Source organism: Oricola sp. (assembly GCF_965230365.1).
Classification (GTDB): Bacteria; Pseudomonadota; Alphaproteobacteria; order Rhizobiales; family Rhizobiaceae; genus Oricola.
In genome coordinates this window covers 3,579,577-3,600,808 of record NZ_OZ246003.1, presented here as the reverse complement: position 1 = coordinate 3,600,808, position 21,232 = coordinate 3,579,577, and the positions used below count along the sequence as shown (strand labels likewise).

At 61.9% G+C, this 21,232-nt stretch carries 21 protein-coding genes and 1 tRNA gene; 9 read left to right on the top strand and 13 right to left on the bottom strand.

The features are described 5' to 3' along the window. Positions 1-61 precede the first annotated feature (61 nt). Positions 62-138, top strand: a tRNA-Ile gene (locus ACO06R_RS17415). 74 nt (positions 139-212) lie between these two features. Here the strand turns inward: ACO06R_RS17415 and ACO06R_RS17410 are convergent. Both ACO06R_RS17410 and ACO06R_RS17405 read right to left on the bottom strand, forming a co-directional pair. Next, on the bottom strand, positions 213-665 hold the full coding sequence (locus ACO06R_RS17410; protein ID WP_421852970.1) for an RbsD/FucU family protein: 453 nt from the start codon (positions 663-665) through the stop codon (positions 213-215). 29 nt (positions 666-694) lie between these two features. After that, positions 695-1,756: an ABC transporter ATP-binding protein gene (locus ACO06R_RS17405; protein ID WP_421852967.1), complete on the bottom strand. Its 1,062-nt coding sequence runs from the start codon at positions 1,754-1,756 to the stop codon at positions 695-697. 260 nt (positions 1,757-2,016) lie between these two features. Between ACO06R_RS17405 and ACO06R_RS17400 the strand changes: the two genes are divergently transcribed. The 3 genes from ACO06R_RS17400 (at position 2,017) to ACO06R_RS17390 (ending at position 5,761) form a co-directional block, all read left to right on the top strand. Further along, positions 2,017-3,666 (top strand): extracellular solute-binding protein, encoded by a 1,650-nt coding sequence (locus tag ACO06R_RS17400; RefSeq protein ID WP_421852964.1) that lies wholly within the window; start codon positions 2,017-2,019, stop codon positions 3,664-3,666. Between the two features lie 102 nt (positions 3,667-3,768). Continuing rightward, positions 3,769-4,839 carry a carbohydrate ABC transporter permease gene (locus ACO06R_RS17395; RefSeq protein WP_421852961.1) on the top strand — a complete coding sequence of 357 codons (1,071 nt, stop codon included), beginning with the start codon at positions 3,769-3,771 and terminating at the stop codon, positions 4,837-4,839. 40 nt (positions 4,840-4,879) lie between these two features. Next, positions 4,880-5,761, top strand: a complete 882-nt coding sequence (locus ACO06R_RS17390; protein WP_421859493.1) for a carbohydrate ABC transporter permease — start codon at positions 4,880-4,882, stop codon at positions 5,759-5,761. Positions 5,762-5,763: 2 nt separating this feature from the next. On the opposite strand, the gene ACO06R_RS17385 is transcribed toward ACO06R_RS17390, so the two are convergent. Genes ACO06R_RS17385 through ACO06R_RS17370 form a run of 4 tightly spaced genes read right to left on the bottom strand, consistent with a single transcriptional unit; the run spans position 5,764 to position 9,719 of the window. Continuing rightward, positions 5,764-6,318, bottom strand: a complete 555-nt coding sequence (locus tag ACO06R_RS17385) for an SIS domain-containing protein (protein ID WP_421852958.1) — start codon at positions 6,316-6,318, stop codon at positions 5,764-5,766. Further along, positions 6,315-7,811 carry an FGGY-family carbohydrate kinase gene (locus ACO06R_RS17380; protein ID WP_421852955.1) on the bottom strand — a complete coding sequence of 499 codons (1,497 nt, stop codon included), beginning with the start codon at positions 7,809-7,811 and terminating at the stop codon, positions 6,315-6,317. Before ACO06R_RS17380 ends, ACO06R_RS17385 begins: the two co-directional genes overlap by 4 nt. Further along, positions 7,808-8,908: a M42 family metallopeptidase gene (locus ACO06R_RS17375; RefSeq protein ID WP_421852952.1), complete on the bottom strand. Its 1,101-nt coding sequence runs from the start codon at positions 8,906-8,908 to the stop codon at positions 7,808-7,810. The genes ACO06R_RS17380 and ACO06R_RS17375 overlap by 4 nt, the downstream gene beginning before the upstream one ends. 1 nt (position 8,909) lies before the next feature. Further along, complete coding sequence (locus tag ACO06R_RS17370) at positions 8,910-9,719, bottom strand: BtpA/SgcQ family protein (RefSeq protein WP_421852949.1); 810 nt, start codon at positions 9,717-9,719, stop codon at positions 8,910-8,912. Between the two features lie 114 nt (positions 9,720-9,833). Between ACO06R_RS17370 and ACO06R_RS17365 the strand changes: the two genes are divergently transcribed. After that, positions 9,834-10,856: an aldo/keto reductase gene (locus tag ACO06R_RS17365; RefSeq protein ID WP_421859490.1), complete on the top strand. Its 1,023-nt coding sequence runs from the start codon at positions 9,834-9,836 to the stop codon at positions 10,854-10,856. 9 nt (positions 10,857-10,865) lie between these two features. Here ACO06R_RS17365 and ACO06R_RS17360 read toward each other — a convergent pair whose 3' ends face one another. The 7 genes from ACO06R_RS17360 to ACO06R_RS17330 form a co-directional block, all read right to left on the bottom strand. Then, the gene (locus ACO06R_RS17360) at positions 10,866-11,762 is read right to left on the bottom strand and encodes a PfkB family carbohydrate kinase (RefSeq protein ID WP_421852946.1); all 897 of its coding nucleotides are present in this window, start codon (positions 11,760-11,762) and stop codon (positions 10,866-10,868) included. Beyond that, entirely contained in the window at positions 11,759-12,754 is a 996-nt protein-coding gene (locus ACO06R_RS17355) for a sugar phosphate isomerase/epimerase family protein (RefSeq protein ID WP_421852943.1), read from the bottom strand. Before ACO06R_RS17355 ends, ACO06R_RS17360 begins: the two co-directional genes overlap by 4 nt. A 27-nt stretch (positions 12,755-12,781) precedes the next feature. After that, a complete protein-coding gene (locus ACO06R_RS17350; RefSeq protein WP_421852939.1) occupies positions 12,782-13,462 on the bottom strand; it encodes a GntR family transcriptional regulator in 681 nt (226 codons plus the stop codon). A 162-nt stretch (positions 13,463-13,624) separates the two neighbouring features. Then, the gene (locus ACO06R_RS17345; protein ID WP_421852936.1) at positions 13,625-14,926 is read right to left on the bottom strand and encodes an L-fuconate dehydratase; all 1,302 of its coding nucleotides are present in this window, start codon (positions 14,924-14,926) and stop codon (positions 13,625-13,627) included. A gap of 161 nt (positions 14,927-15,087) precedes the next feature. Beyond that, entirely contained in the window at positions 15,088-15,993 is a 906-nt protein-coding gene (locus ACO06R_RS17340) for an alpha/beta hydrolase (RefSeq protein WP_421852933.1), read from the bottom strand. Continuing rightward, positions 15,990-16,409 carry a hypothetical protein gene (locus tag ACO06R_RS17335; protein ID WP_421852930.1) on the bottom strand — a complete coding sequence of 140 codons (420 nt, stop codon included), beginning with the start codon at positions 16,407-16,409 and terminating at the stop codon, positions 15,990-15,992. Before ACO06R_RS17335 ends, ACO06R_RS17340 begins: the two co-directional genes overlap by 4 nt. After that, positions 16,402-17,586, bottom strand: a complete 1,185-nt coding sequence (locus ACO06R_RS17330) for a cytochrome P450 (protein WP_421852927.1) — start codon at positions 17,584-17,586, stop codon at positions 16,402-16,404. Before ACO06R_RS17330 ends, ACO06R_RS17335 begins: the two co-directional genes overlap by 8 nt. 256 nt (positions 17,587-17,842) lie before the next feature. Here ACO06R_RS17330 and ACO06R_RS17325 point away from each other — a divergent pair, with 256 nt between their 5' ends. From ACO06R_RS17325 to ACO06R_RS17310, 4 genes are read left to right on the top strand one after another with little or no spacing between them, the layout of a single operon-like run. Continuing rightward, complete coding sequence (locus ACO06R_RS17325) at positions 17,843-18,727, top strand: Lpg1974 family pore-forming outer membrane protein (protein WP_421852924.1); 885 nt, start codon at positions 17,843-17,845, stop codon at positions 18,725-18,727. A 28-nt stretch (positions 18,728-18,755) separates the two neighbouring features. Continuing rightward, the gene (locus ACO06R_RS17320; protein ID WP_421852921.1) at positions 18,756-19,595 is read left to right on the top strand and encodes an alpha/beta fold hydrolase; all 840 of its coding nucleotides are present in this window, start codon (positions 18,756-18,758) and stop codon (positions 19,593-19,595) included. Further along, positions 19,576-20,403, top strand: a complete 828-nt coding sequence (locus tag ACO06R_RS17315; protein WP_421852918.1) for a glycosyltransferase family 2 protein — start codon at positions 19,576-19,578, stop codon at positions 20,401-20,403. The genes ACO06R_RS17320 and ACO06R_RS17315 overlap by 20 nt, the downstream gene beginning before the upstream one ends. Then, complete coding sequence (locus ACO06R_RS17310) at positions 20,400-21,221, top strand: Stf0 family sulfotransferase (RefSeq protein ID WP_421852915.1); 822 nt, start codon at positions 20,400-20,402, stop codon at positions 21,219-21,221. The genes ACO06R_RS17315 and ACO06R_RS17310 overlap by 4 nt, the downstream gene beginning before the upstream one ends. Positions 21,222-21,232 lie beyond the last annotated feature (11 nt).

Sequence of the window (21,232 nt, the reverse complement as noted above, 5' to 3'; positions counted from 1 at the left end):
AAACCGGCGCTTGAAACCGCTTGTTTCGCAGCCGCGATTCCTTTAGGGCTGTCGCGTCGTGGGGCCTGTAGCTCAATTGGTTAGAGCCGGCGGCTCATAACCGCTTGGTTGGGGGTTCGAGTCCCTCCGGGCCCACCATTTATCGTCAAACTCACACCTATGGGTTTCGGTTCGGATCGCCGAGGATCTGGTCACTGGTGAGCCAATCGGTTTCATTCGTCCGGGCCGATCACCCCTTTGCGGAACATGAAGCAGCCATAGAAGCGGCGTTCGCCGGTCTGGATGACGGCATAGGCGCTCTTGGCCAGATCGTAGAAGGCAAAGCGTTCGATACTGACCATCGGGCGTGGTTTCCCCTCCGCCGCGTCAATCGCGGCCTGCACTTCCGCCTGCACCGGCGGAACCTCGTCCGGGCTGCCGACGATTTCCATGCGACCGGCGAAATCGTCGATGAAAGTGTCGAGCGGTAGAACCGAAAGCACCGCCTCCGCCGCTTCGCCAGCCGTCAGGTTGTCCATCCGCAACAATTCGCCGAGCACCGTCTGGCGGGCGATGGAATCCGACGGGAAATTGGTGTCGGAAATGATCAGGACATCGCCATGTCCCATGGCGCGCAACGCGCCCAGCACGTCGGCGTTGAGCCGCGGATCGATCCCCTTGAGCATGTCTGGTCTCCCTCTTTGCTGTCGCTTATCTATTCGATGCGGGCGCCGCTCGCGTCGTCGAACACATGCACGAACTCGGTTTTCGGCTTCAGATGCAGGGTCTGGCCGGCCTGGAAATGGTGCCGTTCGTGGAACACGGCGACGATGTCCGTATCGCCGTATCGGCAGATGAGGTGGGTTTCCGAGCCGGTCGGCTCGATGACCGAAACCGTCACCGGAATGCCGTCGTCGGCGATTTCCAGATGTTCGGGGCGGATGCCCAGCGTCACCTTCTGGCCGTCGTTCAATCCGGGAAGTTGTGGGATCGGGATATCCGCGCCGCCGGCCGCGATATGCTGGGAGACCGCCGTGTGGGCGATGCCTGGGACGAAGTTCATCGATGGCGAGCCGATAAAGCCTGCCACGAAGCGGTTGACCGGGGTGTCGTAAAGCTGCAGCGGCGACCCGATCTGTTCGATGATCCCGTCCTGCATGACCACGATCTTGTCGGCCATGGTCATCGCCTCGATCTGGTCGTGCGTCACATAGACCGTGGTGGTGCTCAGGCGCTGGTGCAGTTCGCGGATTTCGGCGCGCATCTGCACGCGCAGTTTCGCATCGAGGTTGGACAGCGGTTCGTCGAACAGGAACACCTGCGGATCGCGCACGATGGCGCGGCCCATGGCCACGCGTTGGCGTTGCCCTCCGGACAGCGCGCGCGGATACCGGTCGAGATAGGGCAGGAGGCCGAGGATCTCCGCTGCGTGCTGCACGCGTTTTTCGATCTCGGCCTTTTCCATGCGCCGCATGCGCAGCGAAAACGCCATGTTGGCGGCGACAGTCTTGTGCGGGTAAAGCGCGTAATTCTGGAAGACCATGGCGATGTCGCGCTGCGACGGCGGCAGGTTGTTTACGATCCGCTCGCCGATCGCGATCGTGCCCGACGTGATTCCCTCGAGTCCGGCAATCATTCGCAACAGCGTGGATTTTCCGCAACCGGACGGGCCGACAAGAACGACAAACTCGCCATCGGCGATGTTAAAATCGACGCCGTGAATGACCTCTATCGAGCCATAGTTCTTGCGGACGTCTCGTATCGTGACTTCGGCCATACATCCTCCCCCAGAAATACGTCGCGGAAGGCAGCTTTAGTCGAGGCCCCGCGGCCTGTCCATCATCTGGACATGCTAACATGTTAGACGCTTGACAGCTTCAGGCAACAGTGAAACACTTTTTCCGGGAGATTGGCGCGACTGCCATGGCTCGGGCGCGATTGCACGAAGTCCGAGCGCAACGAAATAGCCGAAAATCGGTAACAATCGCAGTCGCCCGGGGGAGGTCGATACCACCGCACACCATAGGGAGGAGTGTAATGAAAGTCGGACTTTACAATCATTTATTGCGTTCGGGACGTCTGAGCCGCCGGCGCCTGTTGCAGGGCGCGGCCAGCGTCGGGGCGGCATCCGCCATCGGCGGTGTCGCGACCGGTCTGAGCGCCCGCCCTGTCTGGGCGCAGGATAGCGCCAGCCTTCGCGCGGCGATCCTCAAGATACCAGGCGTTGGTGCCGGTTCGCCCACCGATGCGGATTGGCAGAAGGTCGGTGAAATGTGCCTTGGCGCGACCAAGGAAACCGTCGCCGAAGGCGAGTTCGCCGGCGTCGAGCTGACATTCATGGGTCTGAACAACCAGAACCTGCACAACTTCCTGTTCCGCGGCTTCCTGAAGCCGTGGGAAGCCTACACGGGCGCCAAGATCAACTGGATCGACCTTGCCCAGGCCGACTACAACGCGCGGCTGCAGCAGTCGATCGCCACGGGAACGGTCGACTTTGACATCATCGAAATGGGTGCGCCGTTCGAAGGCGACGTGCTCGGTCGCGGCATGGCTTCGGAGATGCCCGACTGGGTGAAGTCGTTGATCGACATGGACGACTATGTCGGTTACCTAAAGGAGCCTGTCGGCACCTGGGATGGCAAGACGCACCGCGTTTCGATCGACGGCGACTGCCACTCCTTCGCCTACCGGACGGACTATTTCGGCGAAGGTTCGCTGACCGGCCGCGACGTGCCGAGGACCTGGCAGGAGATCAACGAGGTCTCCAAGGAACTCGTCGGCAAGAAGGATCCGCTCACGGGTCTCGACGCCCACGGCTATCTCGATCCGCTGAAGGGTTGGGGCGGCTTCGGATTCTACTTCCTGGAGAACCGTGCCTCTGCCTATGTGAAGCACCCGTCCGATCCGGCATGGCTGTTCGACCCCGACACCATGAAGCCTCGGGTCAACAATCCGGGTTGGGTCCAGGCGATCCAGGATGTGCTCGACCTCATCGAGGCCGGCGCCTATCCGGCCGACCAGATCAATGCCGATCCGGGCACAACCGCATTCCAGCAGTTCCTTGCCGGCACGGGTTCGATGTTGATGTGGTGGGGCGATGTAGGCTCCAGCGCTCGCACCTCCGATACGTCGGTGGTTGGCGATGTCGTCGGATTTGGCATCAACCCGGCATCCGACCGCGTCTACAATTCCGGCACAGGCGAATGGGAGGAAACCTACAACGAGGCGCCGAACATGGCCTATATCGGCTGGGGCGTTTACGTTATGGCGACGGTCGACAGCGACTCAAAGAAACAGAAGGCCGCATGGAGCGCAGCGGCGCATCTCGGTGGCAAGGACTTGTCGCTGTGGGCATCGGCCTATCCGTCGGGCTTCCAGCCCTACCGGAATTCGCACTTCAACTATGGTGAGTGGGAAGAAGCCGGTTACGACCGCGCCTTCATCGAGGACTATCTCGGCTCCAACCTTGATAGCTACAACCACCCGAACGCGGCAATCGAACCCCGCATACCGGGCATCTTCCAGTACTACTCGGTTGCCGAGGACGAACTGGCGAAGGGCTTTGCCGGCCAATACGGCTCCGCGCAGGAAACTGCCGATGCCATTGCCGCGGCCTGGGAAAAGATCACGGACCAGATCGGCCGTGACAGCCAGATCGCCCTCTACAAAGCGTCTCTGGGTATGTGACCAAGCCGGAACCGGCGGCGCAGTCCGCCGGTTCCCCCACTCTACGGATACTGAACGGGCAGCTCCTTGTCAGCCGAAGGCGATCTCCTCCACGTCGTAACCTTGGACGACATCACCCCGCGGCGGCGTCTGCTCGGACGTCTGCTTGTCTGGGGTTCGGCCGCGCTGATGGCGGCGGTATTCGCGCTTCTGGCGCTTTCCGAGTTCAATTACATAACGCTCGAGTTCGAAACCTGGCGGCCGGCACTTTACGCCTATATGCTCTGGGCCACGTGCCTGTGCATCGCCCAGGTGGTGCTGCATGGCGAGCAGGGCAAGCGCACGCTGTTCATCCTGCCGGCTGTGCTGTTCGTGGTCGCGATGGTGGTTTTCCCGCTGATCTTTGCCCTGGGCATAGCCTTTTCCAACTGGAACCTTTCATCGCCGGACGGGCGCAGCTTCAACGGCTTCGACAATGTGGTTCAGATGTGGAACGACCCGTTCTACTGGAACGCCTTGACGAACATGGTGTGGTACACGCTGGCCATCCTGGTCGAATATGCGATTGCGTTCGGCCTGGCGTTGCTGCTGGCATCGCAAATCCGCGCTCGCAAGTTCTTCCGCGTGGCCTTTCTGCTGCCGCTGATGCTGTCGCCGGTCGCTGTCAGCTGGATGGTCGGCAAGTCGATGCTGGAAATCCGCTTCGGCCCGCTGGCGCGCCTGGCGCGCGAACTGGGTTGGGACACGCCGTCCTTTTTCGGCTCGGCGGAGATTGCCCGCGCCACCATCATGATGATGGACGCCTGGACCTTCATTCCGTTCATGATGATCATGCTCCTGGCCGGCCTGCAGGCGATCCCGCGCGAACTGCAGGAGGCTGCGCATGTCGACGGTGCGTCGCCCTGGCGCAGCTTCTGGGAGGTGACCTTCCCGCTGATGCTGCCGGTGTCGATCACCGCCATTCTGATCCGCATCATCTTCAAGCTTAAGCTTGCCGACATCATCATCAATGTCACATCGGGTGGCCCCGGCGGTGCCACCGACAGTGTCACCAGCTTCATCTTCCGGGAATACCGCGACCGCTCCAATGTTGGTTACGGAACCTTGCTCGCGATCGTCTATCTGGTGCTGATCGTCATAGCGATCACGATATTCATGAAGCTCGTCGACCGCTGGATGAACCCGAGGTACTGACTTGGCCGAGCAGCAGATATTCCACGATCACGAGACGGATCTGGCGCACCGGGTGCGCTGGTTTTCGGGCCGCGTGCTGGTCTACGGGATCCTGATCTTCTGGACCATCGTCTGCCTGTTCCCGATCTACTGGACGATCACCACCTCCTTCAAGCTGGCCCCGAATGTGATGCAGGGGCACATGGTCCCGTTCTTCGATTTCGAGCCGGCCTGGCGCGGCTGGAAATCGCTTGGCCTGTCGCCGGACACGATCTTTGCCGAATCGACGGTGCGCGAAGAGTTCATGAAGCGGTTCACCAATTCCGTTGTCACCGCCGTCTGTTCGTCGGCGCTTGCGGTCATTTTGGGGTCGTGCGCGGCATACGGCCTGAGCCGGTTCCGCTACCGTTTTGGCTTTATGCGAAATTCCGACATTTCGTTCTTCTTCCTGAGCCAGCTCATCCTGCCACCGGTCGTCCTGGCGCTGCCGTTCCTCGTGCTCTACAAGGAACTGGCCTTGCTCGACACGCGCATCGGCCTGATCCTGCTCTACACCTTGACCGTGCTGCCGATCGTTATCTGGATCATGCGCGACCAGTTCGGCTCCATCCCGGTGGAGCTTGAGGAGGCTGCCTTGGTCGACGGCCTGTCGATCTGGGGCGCATTCACCACCATCATCCTGCCGATCGCGTTGCCCGGCATGGTGGCCGCGTTCATCCTGTCGCTGGTGCTGACCTGGAACGAATACTTCTTCGCCGCACTGCTGACATCGACCGACGCCAAGACGCTGCCCGTCATGGTCGCCAGCCAGACCGGCAGCCAGGGGATCAACTGGTGGGCAATGGCGGCGCTGTCGACAGCCGCGATCCTGCCGTTGATAGTCATCGGCATCGTGCTCGAACGCTACATCATCAAGGGCATGGCGTCCGGCGCGGTGAAGTAGGCCTACTCCATGTTGGTGTGCCGGGCGCGCATGGCGTCCGGGGTGGCGCCCAGCATGTCGCGCAGCCGCAGCACCATGATCTCGAACAGCACGAACATCGTGCCCTCGTAGACCGATCCCATCGGCAGGATCGAGTGCGTGCCTGCGTCGGTGTCGCGTGCCATGGTCTGCGCCGGGATGGTCAAAACGAGATCGGCGAGCACGGCCGCCGGCGTGTCCGGCTCGGCGGTCAGGAACAGCACCGACGCCCCGTTGTCGCGTGCTTTTTGCATTAGGGCGGTCACCGTCGCGAGCTCGCCCGGGCCCGCCGAGGCGACGAACAGGTCGCCGGGCCTGAGTGGTGGTGCTGTCATGTCGCCCTGCATCGCCACGTTCAGGCCGAGATGGAAGAGACGCATCGCAAAACCGCGCAGCTGCAGCGCCTCCCGGCCGCAGCCATAAGCCATGATGGAATGCGCCTGGGCGATCATCGCGCAGGCGTGTTCGACTGCCGTATCTTCCACACAGTCCATCACTTCACCGATTTCGGCGAGCGCCTGGTGGGCATGCCGGTTCAATTCTCTGCTCCCAGTTCGGCGGCGATATCCTTGGTCTGCTCGTAGAGCCGGCGAAACAGCGGATACTGCCGCTCATAGGCCGGTACGCTGGACGCTTGCACGGTCGTGGCGGCCGGGTTCCAGGCCGCGATATCCTCCGGCTTGGCCGCGCCGACCGCGACCGCCGCAAGAAAGGCATCGCCGAAGCTTGCCCCGACGGTCTTCTCGCAAACGATCTGCGGCAGGCCGGACACGTCGCTTGTGGCCTGCAGCCAGATCGCATTCTTGGTGCCGCCGCCAACCGCCAGCACCCGCTGCGGGCGCTGGCCGGCTTCGGCATAGGTCTCGATGACGTGGTTCGTCCCGAACGCGATGCCCTCGATCACCGCGCGGTACATGTCGCCACGGCCATGCGTCAGGTTGAGGCCGAAAAACGCGCCCTTGGCTTTCGCGTCGTGGATCGGCGTGCGCTCGCCGGAAAAATAGGGGAGCAGCAGCAGCCCGTTGGCGCCGGGCGGCGATTTTTCAGCCTCCGCTGCAAGGATGGCGAAGGCGTTTTCGCGGGTCAGTTCCTTGGCGAAGTGGTCGCGGAACCAGTGCGTCAGCGTGCCCGAGGTGGCCAATCCCGCCATCGAGGCATGCTGGCCGGGAAACAGCCATGGCGCATACCACAGGCGCGGGTCGCGGACCCGGCGGTCGGTGAGCGCGATGATGAAGATCGTCGAGCCGTACATCATCATCATGTCGCCGGGCGCGGCGACGCCGACGCTTGCCGCTTCCGCCGCCGCGTCGATGGTGCCCGCCGTCACCGGCGTACCGGCGGCAAGCCCGGTTTCGGCTGCGGCCTGCAGCGTGATCGTGCCGGCGATCTCCGTCGACCACGCAAGGCGCGGCAGCTTGTCGAGCGATACGATGTCGTCGGCCAGATCGTCGGTCCAGTCGAGCGTTTCGACATCGTAGAGCGGGCTGGAGTTCGCGGCGGTGTAGTGGTCGATGACGATCTCGCCGGTCAGCTTCATCACCAGATAGGAGGTCGAGGTCAGAATATGCGCGGTCTTCTCGTAGATCTCCGGGCGCTTGCGCTTCAGCCAAAGGATCTTCGGCCCGACCGATTGTGACGTCAGCGCGTTGCCACAGCGGTCGAGGATCGTTTCTGCGCCAATGCGTTCGGTCAGTTCGTTGATTTCCTCCTCGGCGCGCGCGTCGACACCATAGAGCACGCCGTTCATCAACGGCCGGCCATCCGCGTCCACAGGGAGCGTGCAGGGGCCGATGGCGCTGCAGGCGACGCAGGCGATTTCCGCCGGATCGACGCCGGACTGCTCCAGCAGCTTGGCGACGATCGTCTTGAAATCGCCCCACCAGTCTTCGTCGGGACGGTGCTCGGCCCAACCCGGACGCGGCACGATCATCTCGTGCGGCGCGGTCGCGCTGGCGATGACGGTGCCGGAGCCGTCGACCAGCACACCCTTGGATTCGAAGGTCCCGATATCGACGCCGAGCGTATAGGTCATGAAAAGGCCTCGTCGCGGTTGAGCGGAAAGTCGGGGCCGATGCGCGCGAGCGCTGCACCGAGCAGCCGGATCAGCGCCTCCAGGTCGTCGAGATCGCACATTTCCAGGCTGGAATGGGAGTAGCGCATCGGAAACCCGACATCGATGCTCGCCACGCCTTCGCCGACAAGCTGGACATAGGAGAGATCGGTCAAGACGCCGACCTGCGCGCTGCGCTGTAGCGGCATCGCCTCCGCGCTTGCCGTCTCCTCGAACAGCCGCACCATGGCCGGATGCGGGATTACGCCGTTCAGCGTGCCGCGTCCGTGAAACGAATAGAGGCTGATGCCGGGGCCGCCGCCGAGCCGCATCTCGCCGCGATCGTCCATCTCGGGCGTGTCGGTCGCCAGCATCAGGTCGATCTGGATGGCGATGTCGGGCTTCAGCGCCTGCGCCGCGACGACGGCGCCGCGCAAGTTGAACTCCTCCTGAACGGAGAAAACGACATGCACGGTCGGCCCGCCGCCACGCGCCGCCAGCCCGCGCGCCACCTCAAGCAGCACCGCGCATCCCGCCCGGTCGTCGACACTGGTCCCGGCCATACGATCCCCGGCCATGTCGATAACATTCGGCTTGTAGGTGACCGGCGTGCCGATCCTGATCCCGGCGGCCTCGACCGCCTGCTTCGACCCGTGGCCGGTGTCGATGAAGATGTCCGGCGTGGTCACCACCGTCAGCTTCTCGTCCGGGCGCGTCGCGTGGTGGCTCTTGTTGGCGATGATGGCGGGAACGTCGCCGTCGGCCGTCGCAAGAACCACCGCCTGCGAGGCGATGGCGCGTTCGGGCACGCCGCCGAGCCGCTCGACCCGGATCAACCCGTCGTCTTCGATCTTGCGGACCACGAAACCCAGTTGGTCCATATGCGTGAACAGCATGACGCTTGGCGCGTCCGCATCGCCCTTGAAACTCGCAATCAGGTTGCCCAGCCGGTCGGAGCGTGCCGAGATCCCGGCCTCCGCAAGCTTGGCAGCGATGGCGCGGCGGACGCGGTCCTCGTGACCGCTCAGGCCGGGAAGCAACATCAGTTCTCGCAGGTCGGCATGCAGGCGATCGCGCATCTTACGGTTCCCTGGCAGCGCGCGCGCGGGCCATGAAGTCGGCTGCCCGGTCGGCGTCGACCGGGTTCCAGGTGTTGCCGTCCACCTTAAGCGAGGAGCCGACGATGCAGCCGTCGGCGACGGCCAGCACATCTGCGACGGTATCGTGCTTGACACCTGTATTGGCGAGCACCGGCGTGTCCGGCAGCACCGCCTTGACGGCCTCCAGATCCGACAGTTCCGCTGCTTCCCCGGTGATCTGGCCGGAAACGAGAACGGCGTCCGGCACGCTGGAAAACACCGCGCTCCGGGCCCGGTCGGGCAGGGGGCGCCGGTCGAGGCTGTCGGCGAATTCCGCCGAGACATTGTAGAGCATGGCCACGTCATCGCAGCCGAGCCTGTTGCGGTAGCGCATGGCCGCGCCGGCATCCGGGGTCCACGGGCCCATGTCGGAAGCATAGGTGCCGGTGAAGATCTCGCGCACGAAATGCGCCCCGGTGGCTGCCGCCAGCGCGATGCTGCTTTTCGGGTCCCACAGCACATTCACGCCGAACGGTACCGTGATCTCGGAGCGCAACTGGCCGATCAGGTAGGCCATGGTCGCTGTGGATGCCGTGTCTACCTCGAATTCATAGGGGCGGTCGTTTTCATTGCCGAACATCACCGCGTCGAAACCCGCCGCTTGAAGCGCGGCGAGGTCCTGCCGTGCGCCGTCCAGTAGCCCTTCGAGGCCGACGGCTTCGTCATGCAGCGGAGATCCCGGCAGCGCACCGAAATGCACCATGGCAATGACCGGTTTCGTCGCGCCGAAAACCTTTCGGAAATTGTTCATCGTCTCCCCCATTCAACTGCGCGAATCCGGTCGGTTCCTCTCTTTTCAGGCGCATTCGAATTCGCTTTATACTAGCATGTCAGTTGCATTGACAGGGGAGGATTGGAGATGGTTCTGGCGACGCGTCATTGGGACCGCATCGGCAATGGTGGCCTGACTTTTACCGAGCTCGGCTTCGGGACGGCACCGCTTGGCAACCTTTATCGCGCCATCAGCGACGACGATGCGCATGCCATTCTCGAACTGGCGTGGCAGGGCGGCGTCCGCTTCTACGACACAGCGCCGCTCTACGGGCTCGGCCTGTCGGAAACCCGTCTCAACCGGTTTCTGCGCGGCAAGCCGCGCGACGAATATGTGCTGTCGACCAAGGTCGGTCGGCTGCTCGAGGCGACCACGCCGGACAAGCGGGATGGTTTCGGCAAGTGGTTCGACGTGCCGGCGCGCCGGGAAATCTACGACTACAGTCATGACGGCGTAATGCGCTCTGTCGAGTTCTCGCTGGAACGGCTTGGCATCGATCGCATCGACGTGCTGTTCGCCCACGATCTCGACATCTTCAATCACGGTTCGCAGGCGGTGCTCGACGAAAAGACCGAGGAACTGATGGCTGGCGGCTATAACGCGCTCCTGTCGCTGCGCGAACAGGGCGTCATCAAGGCCTTTGGCGGCGGCGTCAATGAGTGGCAGTCCTGCCAGACGCTCGCCGAGCGCGGCGATTTCGACATCTTCTTGTTGGCCGGCCGTTACACGCTGCTCGAACAGGAGGCGCTGGAAACCTTTCTGCCGCTTTGCGAGCAACGCGGCATCGGTATCGTCACCGGTGGCCCTTACAATTCCGGCATTCTGGCGACCGGTCCGCGCGAGGGCGCCTTCTATAACTACGATCCCGCGCCGCCGGAGATCCTCGACCGGGTCGGCAGCATCCAGGCGGTGTGCGAAGCACATGGCGTGCGCATGGTCGATGCGGCCTTCCAGTTCCCGCTGTTGCATCCGAGCACTGTCTCCGTCATTCCGGGCGGGCAGGGCGTTGCCGAGATGGAGTCGAATCTGGCGGCCGCCAAGGCGCAGGTTCCGCCGGCGCTTTGGGCCGACCTTAAGGCGCAGGGCCTGATGCGCGCCGACGCGCCGGTCGGGTGAGGGGCGCGTCTAGCGGATTTCGGCGGCCAGCATCTCGACCGTGTCGCGGTCCAGTCGGGCCCGCTCGTCGACCGGGCAGGAGACGTGCAGCGCCGCCGCCGCTTGCGCGAAACCAAGCGCGTTTTCCATGCGGGCGCCGTCGGCGAGCCGAGCGGCGAACGCGCCGACAAACATGTCGCCAGCGCCATGCGACGACACCGGCTCGACCGCGATCGCCGGCATCGTCCGGGTTGCCGTAGCGGTCGTGCACCAAATCAAGCCATCGCTTCCGAGCGTAACGATCACGGTTGCCGGGCCGAGGCCGGTCAGCGCCTGCGCGGCTTCCTCGGGATCGGTCTTGCCCGACATGTCGCCGGCTTCGACCCGATTGACCACCAGCACGTCCACATGGTCGAGCAGCGCGGTGGAGAACGCCCGAGAAGGCGCGGCGTTGAGGATCACCGTCGCGCCCGCATCTTTCGCGCCGACGGCGGCGGCGAGGTTGGCGGCTTCCGGTATCTCGTTTTGCAGGCAGACGACGCGGGCGTCTTCCGGCACCGATATCTCGCCCGCATCGATCGCAAGGTTCGCGGCGGAGACGACGATGGCGCCGTAATCGCCGCCGGGATCGACAATCGCCACGCTCATCCCGGACGCGCCGGAACCGGAGAGAACGGCCGACCGGCCGACACCGGCGGCGTCGAGCCCATCCAGCAACTGGCCGGCAAAGCTGTCCCCGCCGACCCGGCCGGCCATTTCGACAGCCGCTCCCATGCGGGCCGCTGCGACAGCCTGGTTGCCGCCCTTGCCGCCAAACCGGTAGGCGACGGCCGACCCGATCAGCGTTTCGTCGATGCGCGGCATCCGCGGCGCGTCGACCACCACGTCGAGATGCAGCGATCCGGCTACGAAGACGTCGCAGCTCACGCGCATTGTCCGCCATAGAGCGCATCGGCGACAATCCGCATGCTCGCCGTTGCGTCCTGACGCGCGATCGCCGCGGCAAGATCATCGTTATGGGTCAGACCGGCCGCGACCATGCGCAGGCGTTCGACCAGCGCGATATTCGTCGATGCTTCGGCCACGGGATCGAGGCCGCCGTGATCGGGGAAAGTGTCGAAATAAAGCACGCCGTCATAGCCGATGCGGTCCAGCTCGACCAACAGTTCCACGGTCTGGATCGGGTGAACCGTGCCGACCATCAGGCCGTCATCGCGCTTGCCGTAACCGTCGTTCAGATGCACGCCAAGCAGGCGCGAATGGCGGCTGACGAGATGGGCGGCATGCGCCGGCATCTCGTCGGCATAAAGCACATGCGCGAAATCCAGCGTCACACCGAGATTGAACCTGCTGGCTTCCTTGATCGCCAGCAGCGTCGAGCCCACGTCCGGCATCAGCGCGTAGGCCCGGGGTTCGTTCGGTTTGTATTCGATGGCGATGTCGATATCGCCATTGTGGTCGGCAACAGCCGCCAGCGCCTCGATGGTGTGATCCCACAGCGTGCGGTAATCGGTCTGAAAGGAGTAGTCGAAGCCGTCCTGGCCCATCCAAAGCGTCATCAGCCGACCGCCCATCGCGGCCAGCGCGTCGATACCCTTGCGCGTGATGTCGATGGCTTCCTGGCGTACCTTCGGATCCGGATTGGTGAAAGCGCCAAGCCGAAAACCGGGATCCGTATAGTAGCGCATGGCAAGACCGTTGAGCGCCATGCCGTTATCGGAAAGCACTCGTGCAATCTGTTCCGGCGAATGATCGGCAAAGTGATCCGGATAGTTCAGGTCTGCGGCATCCAGACCGTCCACCTGCGCGGCACGGGCGATCATGTCCGCGGCCGTGGGCTTTCCTTCCGACTGAAGGCCGATTTTGAATGCGTTCAAACGCGCGGCATATTTCGGCCGGTTGGCGATTCTTTGCGACATCGCGACAGTCCCCCGCTGTTCCCCCGTTCAAGGCCTAGCGGGCTTGCGCGGTTCAAACAAGTCGGGCCGTTCGCGTTCAAGCGGCTCGAGATACCGGATCAACTGGCGCAGGTGGGCGCGCGTCGCCTTGCGCGCGGCATCGGCATCGCGCGCTCCCAGTGCTTCGACGATGCGGCGGTGCTCCTCTATGGTCGCCTCCACACGGCCGGGTTCCGGGAGGATAAGCTGACGTGCCCGGTTGACATGCACCCAGGATGTCTCGGCGATCTGTCCGAGACGCTTGAAGCCGGTAAACTCCATCAACAGCCGGTGCATTTCGGCATCCATCTTGTAGAAACCGGCGACGTCTCCGGCATCCAGAAGCGCTTTCTGGATAACGAGATTGCGTTTCAGGAGCGCGAGCTGCTCCGGAGTGATGCTTTCGGCGAGATACTCGACCGCCCCCAGTTCAAGGGATTCGCGCAGGAACGCGCCTTCACGGATCTCGTCCATCGAGAAGCGGGCAACATAAGTCCCGGCCTGTGGAATGACCTTTACAAGACCTTCCGCTGCGAGCTTTGTGATCGCCTCGGAGACCGGCGAGCGCGAAACACCGAGCGCTTCGCAGATCTCCGGTTTGCGCAGCGCTTCGCCCGGGCTATAGGCCAAGTTCAGGATCGCGTCCTTGAGCGACAGGAACGCACGGTTGGACAGCGGACCTGGAAACATGTCGAGCGGTTTCAGTTTCGGTTGAAACCCTCGCGGCCCGTCTTCAGAACGGGATCTGTCTGGTAACATACTAACATGTTAGACCGGGGCTCGACCAAGTCAAGGCGTGGGCATGCCCGCTCGCCGAACAGTCTGAGGTCATTTTCGTCAGACCGGGCGCCGTCAGTTCTGACCGCTCCAGGCGGCACCATCGGGAAATGTATATTCGGCGAGCGACTGGTCATGCATGGTGATCGAGTAGCCGGGCTTCTGCGGTGGCATGTAGCGCCCGTCCCGGATGACCACCGGATCGACGAAATGCTCATGCAGGTGGTCGACATATTCGAGCACCCGGTTTTCCAGCGACCCGGAAACGGCGATGTAGTCGAAGATCGAGATATGCTGGACATATTCGCACAGGCCGACGCCGCCGGCATGCGGACAAACCGGCACGCCGAACTTTTCCGCCATCAAAAGCACGCCGATAATCTCGTTGGGGCCGGCGAGCCGGCAGGAATCGATCTGACAAAAGCCGATCGCGTTTGCCTGCAGCAACTGCTTGAACATGATGGCGTTCTGGCAGTGCTCGCCGGTCGCTACATTGATCGGCGCGATTTCGCGGGCGATGCGGGCGTGCCCCAGGACATCGTCCGGGCTGGTCGGTTCCTCGATCCACCACGGATCGAAAGCCGCGAGACGGCTCATATTGGCGATGCTTTCCTCAACACCCCAGACCTGATTGGCGTCCATCATCAGCTTGCGGTCAGGGCCGATCTCTTCGCGGATCAGCCGCGCGCGCCGGACATCGTCCTCGATGTCGGCGCCGACCTTCATCTTGAAATGCGTCCAGCCCTCGGCCATCGCGGCGCGCACCAGCGTCCGCACCTTGTCGTCGGAATAGCCGAGCCAACCGGCAGATGTTGTGTAGGCCGGATAGCCCTGTGCTTCCATCTCGGCGATCCGCGCCGCCCGGCCGGGCATCTTCTCCTCAAGCAGTTCGCGCGCCTCGCCCGGATCGAGGGCATCGCGAAGATAGCGCCAGTCAACCAGAGCGATCGTTTCCTTCGGCGACATATCGGCAAGTATGCGCCAAACCGGTTTGCCAAGGCGCTTGGCAGCAAGATCCCAAAGCGCATTGACGATCGCCGCTGTGGCCAGGTGGATAACGCCCTTGTCGGGGCCGAGCCAACGCAATTGGCTGTCGCCGGTCAATCGCTTCCAAACGCCGCCGAGATCGCCGGAAACCTCGTCGATGTCGAGGCCCTCGACCAATGGGAAGAGAGCGTCGAGTGCAGCGACGCAGATCTCGGTGCCGCGCCCGATGGTGAATGTCAGTCCGTCGCCCTGTAGTCCGCTCTCGGTGATCAAGGTGACATAAGCGGCCGAGTAGTCCGGCGCCTTGTTCATCGCATCCGATCCGTCGAGCGATCGCGACGTCGGAAAACGGATGTCCCTCATGACAGCTTTAACGATGCGATCCGGCATTCTCCACCCTCCCACTTGCGCAGCGTGCTGCGACCGGAACCGGGTACCGCAGCCTCCTGGAGGCCACTAGTCACATTTTCGCATCGACACCGCAATCCACCGATTGCCGACAGGAACCGTCATAAATGATGCAACGACGTGAGGTCGCCTATGCCGCGTGATTATGCCTCGGCGCCTTGCCGCCACGGTTGGGCTTTCTTCGTCGCGTAGTCGAGGAACCCTTGAACGACCATGTGCTGGTCGCGGGTCAGCATTTGTGGCGGATGCGTGCCTGCAAGGTTGTCGAACACTGTGACATCGCGTCCGTTGCGTCGCACCAGCTCGATCACCGCCATGTCCCGGTGCCAGCTGTTGGTCCCGTAGAGCAGGGCGACCGGACACCGCAGTTCCGCTATGTCGCCGGAAATGTCGAACCGGTTGAAGATGTGTTCCTCAATGATCTCGACCAGCGCCGGATCGACCTTGAAACGGAAGCGGCCATCCCTCTCGCCCACGTAATTGGCCCCGACAAACTCGGCATCGAAGTGCCTGGGAAGCGGCCCGAGAACGCGGTCAAGCGTGGCATGCCCGAAACTGGCGGCTTCCTCCAGCGTCTCGAAATCCGACTTGCACAGTTCGAGCATCGACGTCTTGAAGTCTTCCGACGGCCCGTAATTGATCAACGGGATGTCGTTGAAGATCACCCCGGAGAAGTTCTCGCGGAACGCCTGCATGTACATCAACGCCATCACACCGCCCCAGGACGTACCCATCACGAAGCGCGGCCGGCCAGGGAAGGCAGAGAAAATCGCGTGCAGCGAAATCAGCGTGTTCTTCGGGCTGTAGTATTCCTTCTCGCCGAAAAAGGTGCTGTCGCCGCGTCCGATGACATCCGGCACGACCACCGTGTAGCCGTTTTCCGACAGGTGACTGGCTAGGAACGAAAACTCGCTGCCGATATGACCGACATAGCCGGGTAGACAGAACAAGACCGGCGCGTTTTCTTCCGCCTGCCAGATTTTGATCGAGATCTCACCGACAACCGTGCCGAACCGGACTGCGATCTTGCGATTGATAATGTTGCTCACGGGACCGACCTTATGTCTTCGGATATGCCGTCTTCACCAATTCGTTTCCAGTAGACCGGGAGGCCGTGCGACAGCGTCTTTGCCTTCTTGATCATCGGCAGAATGGCACGAGGCGAATTGACGGCAAGAATCGTCACCACGATCGCCTCGGCTTCCGGCGCCGGGTGCAATGGACCATCGTTGTTGCGCCAGTCTTCGACCACCCCTCTCGACGTCAGAATCCAACCAAGATAGGCGCAGAGCCGGCCGTTCTCGATGCCGAACAGGCATGTGTTGCTGTCGATCTGGTGTTGTACCGAGCGCACCATGCGCTCCAATCCGAACGCCTTGAATGGCGGGGTTGTCGCCAGAAGATCCATGGTGGAAGTAAATAGCACTGGCTTCTCACCGGCGCTGCTGTCCACGATTTCAAGCAATTTCGGCTCCGGTCGTTGAATGGGCTTCGCTCCGGTCTAGCGGTCTGAACCGGATGTGGCCATAGGTTGTCGGGTTAAGTGTCAGCCCGTAGTCAAAACCGACCTGCTCGCAGGGCTGTTCGACCTCGAAATTCTCGACGAAGTGCAGGACAGCCGCCTTAATTTCGTCGGTTGCCAGCCGCGCGCCAGCACAGGTGCGCAGACCCCGGCTGAACGGCATGAAGGCACCGTTGCGCACGGTCTTCTTGAGGAACGCCTCACGCCTGTAGTCGAACAGAAACGGTTCTTTCCAATTGCGCTCGTCGTGATGGATGCCGATGATCGAAATCATCACCGGCTGACCGGCGGCAAAATGCCTGCCGTTCGCCGACCAATCTTCCAGCGGCGCGCGCACAATCAGCGGAATGGCCGGGAAGCGGCGCATCGTCTCGTTGACGAACGCCTCGATCAGGGCCGCTCGTTCGCTGGCATCGGCGGCACGGACGATATCCTGGTAAGGCTTGCCTCGGCCAAGCATCTCAAGGCACCACAAGATTGTGGTCGCGGTCGATTCGACGCCGCCGAACAGAAGCATCGCGGCCTCTTCGAGAGCCGCCTCCTCGCCGAGCGCGCCCACGAGCTTGTCGTAGAACTTCAGTTCCGGCCGGATGATGACACGCAGTTCTTCAAGCAGAGCCTGCTTCTCGCTTGCCGAGAACGGCGCGGCGCGTTGCCCTTCCAGCGTCTTGACCTGCAACATCTGGACGAAGGGCCTCACCTTTACGACCCAATCCACATAGCCGTCGGGCACCCTGTCGTGCCCGATCACGCGAAACAGGTTGTTTGCCGCATACTCCAGACACAGGTTGCGCAATTCCGGTCGGGTTTCGAGCACATCCGGCGAAAACACTCTCGCCGGCGTACCCTCGATGAAGCGGGCGACGTCGGGCATCGAGACGGTCGCGAAATTCTTCTGCGACAGGTTTCGGCGGTGAGTCCAGTCAGCATCGTTGGCATTGAAACGGCTGACCGTGAAAGCGCTGATCAATCCGTAATCCTTCTTGAAGGCCGATTCGTTGCGCAGCATCTTGTGCGCCACGACATAGTCCGAAACGACAGTGCTCTCGGTTTCCGTCGCCTGTTGCTGGCGCTCGGCTGACGCATAAAGCTGGACTATGACCTGTTCCGTAATGTTCATGGCCGTCGTTTCGAAGACGCGTCTCAAATCGTTGAATCTGATGGACAAAACTCGCGCTGGCGCTGCCCGGCCGAGTCTGTTCGGTTAGTAATAGGGTATTTGCCCTTGTTGGAGTGATGCATATTCGCAACGATTGTCGAAAAATGTCAAAACCGAGGCGAACTTACGTTGCGACAGCTTGATTATTGGTGCGTAACAATTTACGCAAGTCGCCAAAAGGGGCATTTTTTATTTTTTGGCTCGGGAAAGGGGAACAATGTCCAACCGTACGATCAAGATTGCTGCAGCTGGTGCTGCGGTTGTAGCAGGCCCGGCCGTCGCGGCAGCGGACGATTCGTATCCGTCATTGGAACTGGCAATCGAGGGCGGTCTCACTTTCTCCGATTACTCGGACATCGCCGGCGGCAAGGTCGGCAACCTTTTCGACACCGATATCGGCGGCTATGGCGCGATCTCTATCGGCCGCGCTTTCGATGCCGGGTCGCCCTATGACTGGCGCCTGACAGGTACGATTACCCAGTTCCAGGACAATATCTACTCGGACTTTTACGACGAAGGCCCTTATTCCAGTAACGGCGAACTCGGCACGGGCTTTGGGTTCCAGACGATCGACTTCGATATCGGCCGAAATGCCTATGTGCGCGACAACGTGCATACGCGGATCTTCGGCGGTATACGCGGCATGCATCTGCGTACTAAGAACGAGTTTGATTTCTCCAAAGTTGGCGGCCCGCCGCCGGAGAGCTACCAATTCGGCAAGGTCGGCGAGACCGAATTCCTTGGTGCCGGTCCGCGCATCGGCGGCGAATTCCGCGCCGGCGATCAGTGGGGCATTGTCGGTGGTCTTTCGGGTTCTGCAATATACGGCCGCCGTACATTCACCATTAGCAGTGATTACCAGGGCAGCTATAACGGTGACAGCTACGGCCCGTATTCATACGGTGGAAGTAATTCAGAATATGACTGGATCACCGAGCTGACCGCCAGCATCGGCGTTTCCTACAAGCCGAACGACAGCACGGAAATCGTCGGCGGCTACAGGGCGCAGAAGCTTTGGAATGTGGTTGGCGACTATGGTTCGTCGAATTTGAACAATCCCACCGTTCATGGTCCGTATCTGCAGGTGAAGACGAAGTTCTAACGGACGGTTTCGGGTCGAACAACGAAACGTGCCGACCTCTGAATTCGAGGAATTCGCCGTCGAATACGACGGCCTGAAGATAACAGGCAGGGCAGCCGGCTGCGGCGGCCCTGTCTTCGTTTTCGTACATGGATTTCCCGATTTCTGGGGCAGTCTCGTTCCGCTTGCCGAGGCGCTCAATCCGGCGGGCCGGAACGTGTTTCTGGATCTGCCGGGCTACAATAATGCCGCTGTCGCGATCTCTGCGGACGATCTGCAGATAACGAGGGTCGCCGCCGGTCTTGATGCTGCGATCCGGTCCGTTTGCGGCGGTGAGGTCACCTGGGTCGGCCATGATTGGGGCGGCGCGATCGCGTGGTGGCTCTGGCTGCGCCGCGCGTCGGGGTTCAAGGCTTTCGTTTCCATGAGCGCTCCGCATCCCGCATCATTCTTCCGCTCGATGAACGATCCCGCCCAGTGGGAAACGTCGGCCTATGCCCGCGAACTCGCCAAGCCGGATGCGGGTGCCGCACTCGATATCGAGGTTCTTTCGCGGTGGGCCGGCGGCAGCGATCACCGCGACCGGCTGCTGCAGGTTCTGCGCCGCTCTTCGCCACAGGCGATGGCGGGATACTACCGCGCCAACTATCCCCAGCGCCAAGACGTCGATCCGGGGAAGATCCCGGTCGGGGAGGTGCCGTTTCTGCTGGCCTATGGCATCGACGACCCCTATATCGCTACGACGACATTTTCGGGCTCTGCCGATTATGGCGGCGGCTTGTTGTCGCTCGCGCCGGTTTCGGGCGGGCATTTCATACATTATTTTCAGATGGCCGAGGTTTCGGACGCGATTCAGGACTGGCGGAAAAATGTCGGACAAGCAGAGTAAAATATCGTTCATAACGACCTGCAAAGGGCGTCTGGAGCATCTCAAGGAGACGTTGCCCAGACTGGTTTCCTTTGAGGGCTTCGAAGTGGTGGTGGTCGATTTCGACTGTCCGCAGGGTACCCGCGATTTCGTGCGCGAAACCTATCCGCAAGTCACCGTTGTCGAGGTCGACAATGAACCGGTCTTCAATGCCTCGAAGGCACGCAACCGTGGCGCCGAAGCGGCAACCGCCGACAGGCTGTTCTTTGTCGACGCCGATATCGTCCTCGCGCCGGGCGTCCTTGAGATGGTCGAAAAGGTTCCCACGGATCATTTCGGCGAATTCCTGTTCCGCAACGATGTGCGTGGAACCTGTGTGGTCCCGCGTCAGGCCTATGATGACGTCGGCGGCTATGACGAGGTAATGCAGGGCTATTGCGGCGAGGATGTCGATCTCTATCACCGCTTCGAACTGCTTGGGTACAATCGCCACAAGCTGCCCGATGATGGCATCGAGCGGGTCATCGAACATTCCGATTTAGACCGCATTACCAACTACGGAACGGGCCGCAAAGTCAGCTTTGCGAAAGGCAAACTGTATCGTGAGGTCAAGAGCCTGCTGATGCGCCTTGAGATGCGGGCGGATATCTCGCTTGAGCTTCGCAGGCAGATTTGGCAGCGCGTCGACGAGATGTTCCGGTCGGAAGACGTCTACAAGACGGGCGCCTTTCTCGATATTCCGTTGCCCAAGATCGAATCGCCTGCCTTCATCGACAATTGTCATTTCACCCGTTCGTTGCGTTTCACCGCAAAAGTCGATTTGGAATGACGCGGCTCGACATTCCCGATCTTGCCGGCCCGCAATACGACCGCGCCGATCTGCCGCTGACCGCCGGCATCTACATATGCACAACGCCGCGGACCGCCAGCTTTACCTTGTGCCGCTATCTCGTCGCGCAGGGCTGGGGCGTGCCGACCGAGTACTACATGGCATTCACCGCGCACTACCTGATGTGGCGCTGGCAGATTGCCATGCGGGCAGCCGATGAAGATGCGGCCTATGCGGCTTATGGCCGTGCGCTCATGCAATACCGCGTTGTCAATGGCATCTTTGCCAGCAAGCTGATGGCAGAACAGCTACCCTTGTTCCGGCAGGTGCATCCAGGCGGTTTCGACGGTGGGATCCGCAACATCTTCGTGCATCTGCGCCGTGGCGATCTGGCAGCGCAGGTCGCCAGCCTCGTCACCGCGGCAGCAAGCAACCGCTGGTCATTCAGCGATGTCGAACCGCCTTACCTGGTGATGGACTTGCGCTTCGACCGCGAGTCGGTCGACTGGGCATGCCGCTATGTCGTCGAGTGCGAACGTCTGTGGTCCCGCTTCTTTCGTGAACGGGAAATCACGCCGCTTCGCGTGCGAACCCGAACGCTGGTTGAAGATCCGCGTACCGTTGTTGACGCCATTGCCGAACGACTGGCCTTGCCGGTCGATGAGGATGCGCTCGCCGTGACGATCGATCAGGAGAGGAATGGCGAGTATGGAAGTACGCGCGCCGGAAAGGAGCGTGTGCTGCGCGAATTCGGCGCGGTCATAGAGACACACCAGCCCGCCTATGCGGCTGCGTCCGGCAACGAAGTAGCCGCCTGAGGGTGCAATTG

Bases quoted from the DNA above. Each gene is read 5' to 3' on its own strand.
- ACO06R_RS17315 (WP_421852918.1), top strand. From the start codon at position 19,576: ATGTCGGACAAGCAGAGTAAAATATCGTTCATAACGACCTGCAAAGGG.
- ACO06R_RS17375 (WP_421852952.1), bottom strand. From the start codon at position 8,908: ATGCGCGATCGCCTGCATGCCGACCTGCGAGAACTGATGTTGCTTCCC.
- ACO06R_RS17370 (WP_421852949.1), bottom strand. From the start codon at position 9,719: ATGAACAATTTCCGAAAGGTTTTCGGCGCGACGAAACCGGTCATTGCC.
- ACO06R_RS17380 (WP_421852955.1), bottom strand. From the start codon at position 7,811: ATGACCTATACGCTCGGCGTCGATATCGGGACCTTCGAATCCAAGGGT.
- ACO06R_RS17405 (WP_421852967.1), bottom strand. From the start codon at position 1,756: ATGGCCGAAGTCACGATACGAGACGTCCGCAAGAACTATGGCTCGATA.
- ACO06R_RS17400 (WP_421852964.1), top strand. From the start codon at position 2,017: ATGAAAGTCGGACTTTACAATCATTTATTGCGTTCGGGACGTCTGAGC.
- ACO06R_RS17350 (WP_421852939.1), bottom strand. From the start codon at position 13,462: ATGTTTCCAGGTCCGCTGTCCAACCGTGCGTTCCTGTCGCTCAAGGAC.
- ACO06R_RS17410 (WP_421852970.1), bottom strand. From the start codon at position 665: ATGCTCAAGGGGATCGATCCGCGGCTCAACGCCGACGTGCTGGGCGCG.
- ACO06R_RS17310 (WP_421852915.1), top strand. From the start codon at position 20,400: ATGACGCGGCTCGACATTCCCGATCTTGCCGGCCCGCAATACGACCGC.
- ACO06R_RS17330 (WP_421852927.1), bottom strand. From the start codon at position 17,586: ATGAACATTACGGAACAGGTCATAGTCCAGCTTTATGCGTCAGCCGAG.
- ACO06R_RS17325 (WP_421852924.1), top strand. From the start codon at position 17,843: ATGTCCAACCGTACGATCAAGATTGCTGCAGCTGGTGCTGCGGTTGTA.
- ACO06R_RS17345 (WP_421852936.1), bottom strand. From the start codon at position 14,926: ATGCCGGATCGCATCGTTAAAGCTGTCATGAGGGACATCCGTTTTCCG.
- ACO06R_RS17355 (WP_421852943.1), bottom strand. From the start codon at position 12,754: ATGTCGCAAAGAATCGCCAACCGGCCGAAATATGCCGCGCGTTTGAAC.